We start from the raw sequence: 9,317 nt of genomic DNA on the forward strand, positions 1-9,317 counted from the left end.
ATATCTAGCTTAATATACATACTAACCACCTCAGAGTCAGTATGGAGAATCCAATTGAAAATGTACATATTTATTCAAGCGTTAATGTACATATTTAAGTTAGCATTTATAACTACTCACCACTTAACGTCCTTACGAACTTTTTGAAGTGGGAGATTCCTGCGAACACCAATGTATCCACCGGTTATCTTAGCAGGCTCTACCCGTAGTCCCTACGGTGAGAACATAAGTATCTTGTACGTTGGCGCACCACACTACCTACTTTAGCTTGGTTTTCGCAACTTCGGCAAGCATGGGGCGATAGAACATTGAAGATTTTACGGTTGTAACGTTTTTCTGTAATCAACCTCATAACTTCAGTTTTCGAAGAGCAATCTGTACAAGTAAATGATAGCAAATATGTTGGCTTATGCCAACCGACATTCATCTCCCATCTAAAATTGGTGGTTCACACCTTCACATTTTTGAGGAAGGAGTCTTCTGTCGGAAAAAGATAAAAATATACGAAAAAGAACTTCATTTCATTTTATTACACTTGATTATATATTTATTTAGTGTACCATTATACGTTATGGTTAAATTTTCTAAAAATGGAAGGTGAAGAACAGTGTTAACTGATTTACAAAAAAATTTTTTCTCACGGTTACAGATATCTCCGAAAGAAGATGTAAGCTTTGAAAATTTACATGAAATTCTTCAGCAAATGGCATATGTAATACCTTATGAAAATTTAGACGTTATGAACAAAAATAATCGGAAGGTTACTAGAAAGAATGTTCAAGAAAAATTACTATTAGATCAACGTGGAGGACTATGTTACGAGCTCAATACTGTATTATATTATTTTTTACTTGATTGTGGATTTGATGTTTATCGCATATCTGGTACAGTCTACGATTTAGGTGATGCTAAGTGGAAACCTGACGATGGACATGTAATTATTATTTTAAATTATAATAATCAAAAATACATTATAGATGGTGGACTTGCCTCACATCTTCCATTATATCCAGTTCCATTTAGCGGTGAAGTGATTTCATCTCAAACAGGAAAATATCGTATACGTAAACAGAATACTGAAAAAGGCACTTACTTATTAGAAATGAAAAAAGGAGATAACGGAGAGAGTGCCCAATTCCTTGATTCTGAACCTACTAATACATGGTCCACTGGATTTGCATTTTCATTAGATAAAATAGATACAAACAAAGTAAATGATATACAAAATATTATTGTAGAGCACCCCGAATCACCTTTTAACAAAGGATCCATTGTCTGCAAATTAGTAGAAGATGGACATATTTCGCTTACTAAAAAAAGTTTTACAGAAACAAGAAAAGGTGAAAAAAGTAAACGAACTATAAATGAAGAAGAATATCAGCAGATTCTTAAAGAAGTATTCAATATTTCTCTAGAGAAATACCTCGATAAAATTCTAGAAAGAGGCTAGCTTCAATTTTCATTTTATTATTATATGTTTGTTCTTTCTTGTTGCAGCACCCTTATAATAAGGGTGCTCTTTTTTAAAAACGAACCCACAAAATGAAAAAAATTAATTGTAAAACCTGAGGTTGGAAGCTTGATAAAAAAGCATCCTTCTTCAGGTTTTTATACATTTTGAAGATTGGAGAGAAGTATATCTTGAGTAAGAATTCTAAAATTCAGCTGGTTTCCTAACTCTTGACCCGATAATACTACAGATTTAGAAAAATGCGTATATCTTCATAAAATTATATAAGTACATTATTGATGTTCTGAAAAACATACTAACAAGAAGTAAATTCTGAATACAATCATATTGACAATGATAATCATTATCAATATGATTATAGTGTTAATTATTTTTTTATTACTCTTTATGTAAGGGAGATATTATATTGGGAAAAATTAAAACGAAATATCTAAAAAGGTTGGTTGTAGCTGCATCCTTAGTAGTTCCATTTAACGTGCTTGCTTCTCCAATAGTTAAAGCAGAAACGCCTATTCAAGTAAATACAAATCAACAAGTTTCAGAAGGTACCTATGATGTAATCTTAAAAACATATCGGGATCAAACCAATGAATTATCTATCACATCTAATTACTTAAAGGAGCCAAAAGTTACGATTAAAGATGGAAAGAAAATTGTAACGGTAACCGTTCAGGATAGTGACTATTTTCAATATCTTAGAGTAGAAGATTATCGTACACCTGGTGTATTCCATGATGTACAGGTAATTTCTGAAGATAAAAGAAAAAATGGGACAAAAGTGGTTCAATTTGAGATAGGAGAATTCTCAAAGAAATATAATATGCAGATGCATGTTCTGATTCCGACCATGGGATATGATCATAAATATCAAGTTCAATTTGAAATAGATGCTTCAAGTATGAAAGAGGATTCCAGCAATAAACCAGTTGATAGTAAAGAGTTAATACCCGATGAAAAGTTAAGACAACATATTAATCAGTGGGTCTTAAATAAAGATGATGCAAATGCACCTATAACCAAAGAAGATTTATTGGAAATTAAAGATATATATTTGGACAATAAGGAGATAAAGGATTATAGAGGATTAGAGTACCTGCAAAATTTAGAAAGTCTTAGCTTGAGAAATGCACAAATCAAAGATTTGTCAGTAATATCTAAATTGAAAAATCTTAAAGTTCTTGATTTATCTTATAGTCAAATGAACGATATTAAACCACTTACTGAATTAAAAAAAGTTGAAGAATTATATTTGAGAGAAACTAAGCTTTCGGACTATTCGCCATTAAATGAGATGAAAAGTATAACACGGTTGGATTTAATAGGAAATAATATAGAGGATATTGGGCAAATAAGCACATTAACTTCTTTAAAATCGTTATTTTTATCAAGTAATAATATTAGTAATATAACTGGTATTAACCAATTAACTAATTTAGAGGAATTGTCGTTAGGATATAATACAATTCACAGTATTCAGCCAATTAGCGAATTAAAGAATTTAAAAGAGTTAGATTTAAAATATAATGAGATAAATGATATCACTCCTTTATTTAAATTGGAACAATTAAATACTCTTAACATGGAAACAAACTATATTAATGATATTTCAACATTAAGTATGTTACCAAATTTAAGTAATGTAAATTTAGATGCAAATGCTATTTCAGATATTCGCCCATTAAAAAATATAAAGCGAGCAAATATCCAAAGGCAAAAAATTTTCTTGAATGAAGGAAATGTAAATGAGGATCAAAAAGTACAAATATTTGATCCAGCGGGGAACTTACCTGCGAGCATTAAATTGAAAGAGGAAGATGGAACAGTTACAAACGGTGTCATAAAATGGAAGAGCGCAGGGGAAAAAGAATTTACATTTGAAACCAGCTTTGATGCAGGTGGCTATTATCCAATACTATTTAATGGAACAGTAATGCAAAATGTTGTAGTTAAGAAAGAAACTCCAACAGCCTCTTTTTCAGATGTACCTAATTGGGCCAAAGAATCCGTGGATTATTTAGTTAATAAGCATATTATAAATGGTTATCCAGATGGAAGATTTGCACCATATGATCAATTAACACGTGCACAGGCTGCCAAAATCATTGCAAAAACTGTAGATTTACCTGTAGATTCATCTGTTAAACCAACATTTTATGATTCACAAGATCACTGGGCTTCACCTTATATCGCTGCAGTTGAGAAAAAAGGGATTATTATAGGAGATGGAACAGGAAAATACAACCCAGAAGCAGATATTACGAGAGCCGAAATTGCAACTATTTTAGTAAGAACATATAATCTTAATACCAAGGGGAATTCCAATAATAGCAAACTTATATTTTCAGACTTAAAAGGTCATTGGGGTGAAGAATATGCAAATATTCTCATCAATAAAGGGATTTCTATTGGTACGGGATCTGGCTGGGAACCTGATAGATTCGTAACGCGTGCAGAAGCAGCTCAATTTGTTGCAAAAACAGATAAAATGAAATAGTAATATATATAATAAGAATACTGTATAGCCTGAGAAGTATTTTAAATTATGAAAACGTTGAATTTCTGTACAAACACTTGAAAGTAGCAATTAATATTATAGTGTAAAATACTGAATTATCTAAAGAAATAGTTCTTCCAGTACCCATATTCTTTAAGTACCACCGTTACAATCAACGATCCTAGCGGTGATCATATTCTAGAGAGGAAATCTGATTTTGGTATAATTAATCCATTTAGGAACCTAGTTTACATTGCAGTAAGTTTCGTTTTACCGCCAGGTACATATCGTTCAGAAATGTGGGGTAAGATTCAAGGGGGCGAGGGTACTTATACGGTGACAAACGTTAAATCCAGGAACTTCAAAATGTCTTCAAGATTTTTTAATTAACTAGAATAAATACCCTACTCAATTTCAACCGAGTGGGGTATTTATTCTAGTTTTAATTTTTAAGATATTTTTTAAGTTCGTAAGCATTATATAAATTATTATCTATACAAGATTGTGATGTTATTTTCAACCCTAGTATTAGATGTTCTATTTCTTCATCCGTATACTTCTTTACATTGCCATTTCCAGCTACTTTTTTTGTATTATTCTCTAAATTTATAGTTATTCCTAATCCATTTTGGTAATTGATTCATGTTAACTTTATTGGTCGGAACACCTTGCATGGAAAGCATCATTTCTTGATCTCTATCCCTATTGTTTTGTTGCTGATACATAACATCATCACCCTTCTAACTATTGTATTTATAGTATAGCGGTTTGAAGATAATTATGTACAGAATATTCGACAAATATAATCGTAGTAAAAAAGTAGGGAGAATGTAATAGCAAAATTAGAAATGTGAACAAAAGTGTTATTTTAATCGGAATGGCAGATGATTGACCAAATCACCTGCCAAGTGCCTAAACAGTCCGGAGGGGTAAAGCTCCGTTTTGAAAGAGTGTAGCTGACTCGTAGATATTGTGTGTAATGCAAAAAAAATTATTCGTAAAGGAGAATAAAAAAAAGGAAAATCAAGAAAAACGTTATGAAGAAATTCGTAATACCAATATACGTATTCATGAGTTAGAGCGACAGATGGCAGATATGAAGCCAATTGATGGATTAAAAGAACAATTATCAGGTTTAACTCGCAAGATTGATGGATGGTGGGATGAACTTGTATTCAATTACATTTCAGAAATGAGTTTTAGTAAATGGGGCGGATTAGATATAAAGTTTGGTTTTCAATTAGGTAGAGTTTCAATACTATTAAGTAGTACACCTGTATGGATAAGGAAGAAGATGTGGATAAAATACAACAGCTTCGCGATAAAGGATTTATTTTCACAGAGGAAGATAGAGAAGCGCATCTTGCTGACAATCATACAAACAAGAAATTACTGGTACAACTTTTAGAAGAGAGATTCCCAAGCATACGAATTACAGGAATGGAAACTTGGAATGGGAGAAGAAACAAGGAAGCGTACATTCGATATGTTACAGCCTATCTTGGCGAATTAAATGAAATTTAAACAAAATAGTTATTTTTGAAAAAAAGTTGGTCAACATGTATTAAATCAAAAACATGGCGATAACAGTAAAGGTGGAATGAAGGATGGAAAACAAAGAGTACAAAAAAGGTTATTTAGAGGGGCAGTTGGATGAAGCAGAAACTGCATATCACAATTTGGCTGAATTAGCAAAGTTTTTAACAAAAAATGGTTGTTTGTAATTTATAATAAAATTCTTATCTTGTATTGAAATAAAAAAACATGCACAAAAATTGTGCATGTCTATATAAAAATCTATGTCTTGTCTATGTATATATATGCTTGTTTCATGAGAATGGTGAGTACCCTTGAAGTAAAAGGTTATTTAAATGAAAAGAGCGCTTTTTAAGGCGCTCTATGATTAAAATTTATATAGAAAGGTGACTAAGATTATTGTATGTATACTTTTAATATATGTGCAGGTTTTTTATAAGAACATTATTTGAATAGAGAGGTTAGGAAGTGATAAGATATAAGATTTCACCAATTATCAACTTTAAATAGATATTCATAGTATGAAAGATGAAAAATAAGGACATTTACAAAGGAGTGAATAAAATTGCTTCAAGATTATTTTTACAATGAAACGCAAATGCGTTCTGTAGGTGGGCAGGGTCCTTCGCAAAGTACAATTCAAGCTGTACATCAAGCTATACAAGCTCAGCTACAAGCGTTACAAGCACAGCAAGAGATGCAAGTACAACAAGAAATGCAAACGCAACAAAGTATGCAGCCTTACTATCATTCATTGCAATATTATTATCCAATGTATATTCCGCAGTATAGAATACCTTTTTCAATATGGTCATATGAAACTATATATTATTTATAGTAAATAGTCACAGAGGCAACTGTTTGATGAAAATTTATTTAATACTATTTCAAAGTAAATAAAAAAGAGCACACATATAAGTGTGCTCCTAGACTAAAAGGTTTGAACGTATAAACCGTGGAGTGTCCTACACAATAATATATGCTTGTCAGACTTAAGGGTGCGAAGTTTTTTACAAATTGTTATTTTGTTAACTAAAATAGGAGTGCTTGACCAGAGCACTCCATAACGCTAATGACAACACCTATAAGAGTATATGAATGTTTTAGATGAATATTCTTAATTCTTATTCAAACAAAAAAAGAGCACTAGGGAAAGTGCTCTTTTACCAAGACTCATATCGAAAAGCTTACCATGATTATTGTATGTATGATTTTAATGTGTGTGCAGTTTTTATTTAAAATTTTAACTTTAGTGGGAAATTTGGTCCCAAAAATATTTAAGGGGAATTTTTAAAAATTTAAAATACCCGACTAATGATATACCTAATAAAGTATTAAGTTGTTAAGGTAATACTTTCAATATCTTCGCAACTTATAAATATGATATTAGTGGATTCAGGTGTTATTATATCTTCCTCTTTTAATATGACTAAACACAGTGTTGGATAATAATTAGAAAGAGTAGCGGGGCCAATCATTTGTCCAGATTTGGTTGTTATTGTAACAACAGTTCCTATTGGCCAATTAGAAAGTAAAAAACAAGCTATTCCTGTACAAGATGCCATCTTTGTTCCTCCTTCACTTTAAATTCAAACCTTGTATAAATGTAGTTTTAATGTGCATGGTACATAGTTTATACATAAAGGTGGTGAAGTGTGAATTAGATGAAGTTTTATATTAATGTGAGTTGTTTTTTTAGTTCTCTCGGATGAACTTTAAGGGGAAGTAAAAAACCTAGGATTGTAATGAAAACACTATTTTATAAAAAAAGAACCCGCTAACTGCAACGAGTTCTAAAAAAGAGTTTAACTCTCTGTGAGTGTTTCTTTTCTATAATTGTACAGGCCAGATATTGATCCCGAAAGAAGTGAGATGGAGATTATCATGATGAGATGTTGTCTGAAATAGATAGTATTTTTAGGCATCCATAGAATAAAGATGGCTAATAAGACAAGTAGTGAAGTACACATTGTATAAGATATTTGGAACTTGATTCTAAGCCTTTCTGTGTCGTTGGTACCTATTTTCTTAAATGTTATAGAGAATAATATGACAGATGCTAGAGGAAGAAAGGTTGTTATACTTACAAATAAATTAAAATGAACAATGTCACTAGATAACCAGGATTCTAACCATTGAAAAAGAACCATTTTATCATCCTTTCTTAAATGTCTAAATGATAAATGTTGTTAATCTATGTATATATTAACATATTGTGGGTTTTGAGAGGGAGTATAACAAAAACTTCATTTTAAAACAAAAGGACATTCGTATTTCCGGCTGTCAGTGTCGGCGCGCCACATCAAAGATACCGGACATTTATTACTGGCCACTCCAACGATAAGTCAAAATTACAAGCCAATAAGAAAATTACCCCCTTTAGAAGCAAACGGAAACCATGGAAAACATCTTCCGGGATCGATCGGAGAACACTTTCCGGAACATATTGGGAAGAAAATCAACCCGCAGTTTGTGGAATGGATGATGGGATGAAGATAGATTGAGATTCTTGGGTAACGCGGTTGTACCCCAGCAGATCTATCCAATATTTGAAGCAATAGCAAAGATTGAAGGTTTATTATAAAAACTTTATTTTAGAAAAAAGGGGAGTTGAAACGTGAGTCCAAAAGTGTACGCCGTTTATAAAGGTGAATCACTAATATGTATTGGAACTGTAAAGGAGTGCGCTCAACATTTAGGAGTACTTCCTAAGACAGTGTATTATTACAAGTCATCATCTTATAAAAAAAGAGTGGCTATTAGAAGGAACGCTCGTAATTATTTAACTGTTATAGTGCTAGAAGAAGATTAACATAAAAATTTCATTTTAATATAAAGCAGAATTATTAAATGGCTTAGGCAGACAATTTATTAAATAAACTGTCCGCCAAGTGAATGAAAAATTATTTGAGCTATATAAGCCCAAGTTTAGTATGGATAGAATCATTAAAAATTATTTATGAAAAAATAAATTCCAAAAAATGTATGTATGAAAAAGAGCAGTTAATAAGAACTAACTGCTCGGCTCCAAAGGGGGAGCGGTCAAGGAGAAAGGAATTTTAATGAGTTCGGGTTTATCACCCATGTATAGTATGTGTTTAATATTAAGAAATATTCAAATGGGTAAAAATTAAAAAGAGCAGCTAGTAAAAGCTAACTGCTCAGTCTTAAAGAAGATCTAAATGGTTACAGCACATTAAAGATGGGTTATCTATAGTATTTACGAAATATTGGGTTTTATTCAGGAGGTAGAGAGAAATGGCGTCAGGTTGTATTGTGGCGGAATGTCCTATTTGTGAAGAGTGGGTATTCGAAGATAAATGGATACTTGATTAATACGATAATGTCGTTCATGAAAGATGCCTTAAAACAAGGAATAACAATAATAAAATGAATCATCTCTTAAATCAGGAAATATAACAGCTTGAGAAGAGAGTAAAGGAATTGGAAGAGCAGATTAAGAGTGGGCAGATGATGTTGTTTTAAGTAGAAGAGCAGTTAGCTTTTGCTAGCTGTTCACACAAACACTGCAATATGTGGCTACTTTGGGGAAAGTAGCTTGTATTTAGTATTAACGTAATATTGAGTTTTATCCTCTTAATCTTATTCAATAATACAATAGCAATACTCCCTTTATAAGCTCAATAGGTCGTATTTGGAAATGAAAGTAAGACTATGACCTGTTTTTACACGTATCTCGGCGGTACCCCATGCCCATCAACTTAAAAGTGTTAACTATCCCCAAAAGTAAAAAATGCCATCCTTTCTTTATATTCGTGATAGAATATAAAGAAATTGAATGTTTTTTCTTAATAT

At 31.7% G+C, this 9,317-nt stretch carries 7 protein-coding genes and 1 pseudogene; 6 read left to right on the plus strand and 2 right to left on the minus strand.

Annotated features, from left to right (window positions below; translation table 11 throughout):
- Positions 1–607: 607 nt before the first annotated feature.
- Both ACS2CR_RS32350 and ACS2CR_RS32355 read left to right on the plus strand, forming a co-directional pair.
- Positions 608–1,450 (plus strand): arylamine N-acetyltransferase family protein, encoded by an 843-nt coding sequence (locus ACS2CR_RS32350; RefSeq protein WP_309567671.1) that lies wholly within the window; start codon positions 608–610, stop codon positions 1,448–1,450.
- 427 nt (positions 1,451–1,877) lie between these two features.
- On the plus strand, positions 1,878–3,965 hold the full coding sequence (locus ACS2CR_RS32355) for an NEAT domain-containing protein (RefSeq protein ID WP_153603066.1): 2,088 nt from the start codon (positions 1,878–1,880) through the stop codon (positions 3,963–3,965).
- Positions 3,966–4,558: 593 nt separating this feature from the next.
- Here the strand turns inward: ACS2CR_RS32355 and ACS2CR_RS32360 are convergent.
- Complete coding sequence (locus ACS2CR_RS32360) at positions 4,559–4,690, minus strand: hypothetical protein (RefSeq protein ID WP_260857145.1); 132 nt, start codon at positions 4,688–4,690, stop codon at positions 4,559–4,561.
- Positions 4,691–4,944: 254 nt separating this feature from the next.
- On the opposite strand from ACS2CR_RS32360, the gene ACS2CR_RS32365 reads away from it, so the two are divergent.
- Positions 4,945–5,373: a hypothetical protein gene (locus tag ACS2CR_RS32365; protein ID WP_260857144.1), complete on the plus strand. Its 429-nt coding sequence runs from the start codon at positions 4,945–4,947 to the stop codon at positions 5,371–5,373.
- Positions 5,374–6,099: 726 nt separating this feature from the next.
- Positions 6,100–6,339 carry a hypothetical protein gene (locus tag ACS2CR_RS32370; protein ID WP_309567672.1) on the plus strand — a complete coding sequence of 80 codons (240 nt, stop codon included), beginning with the start codon at positions 6,100–6,102 and terminating at the stop codon, positions 6,337–6,339.
- A 496-nt stretch (positions 6,340–6,835) separates the two neighbouring features.
- Here ACS2CR_RS32370 and ACS2CR_RS32375 read toward each other — a convergent pair whose 3' ends face one another.
- Positions 6,836–7,066: a CGEA protein gene (locus ACS2CR_RS32375; RefSeq protein ID WP_144489272.1), complete on the minus strand. Its 231-nt coding sequence runs from the start codon at positions 7,064–7,066 to the stop codon at positions 6,836–6,838.
- 696 nt (positions 7,067–7,762) lie between these two features.
- On the opposite strand from ACS2CR_RS32375, the pseudogene ACS2CR_RS32380 reads away from it, so the two are divergent.
- Together ACS2CR_RS32380 and ACS2CR_RS32385 are read left to right on the plus strand one after the other, a co-directional pair.
- Positions 7,763–8,085: pseudogene (locus ACS2CR_RS32380) on the plus strand (DNA (cytosine-5-)-methyltransferase); the annotation flags it as partial.
- A gap of 33 nt (positions 8,086–8,118) precedes the next feature.
- Positions 8,119–8,313 (plus strand): hypothetical protein, encoded by a 195-nt coding sequence (locus ACS2CR_RS32385; RefSeq protein WP_144489270.1) that lies wholly within the window; start codon positions 8,119–8,121, stop codon positions 8,311–8,313.
- Positions 8,314–9,317 lie beyond the last annotated feature (1,004 nt).

Origin of the sequence: Bacillus cereus group sp. BceL291, from assembly GCF_051776705.1 — a bacterium.
Lineage (GTDB): Bacteria > Bacillota > Bacilli > Bacillales > Bacillaceae_G > Bacillus_A > Bacillus_A cereus.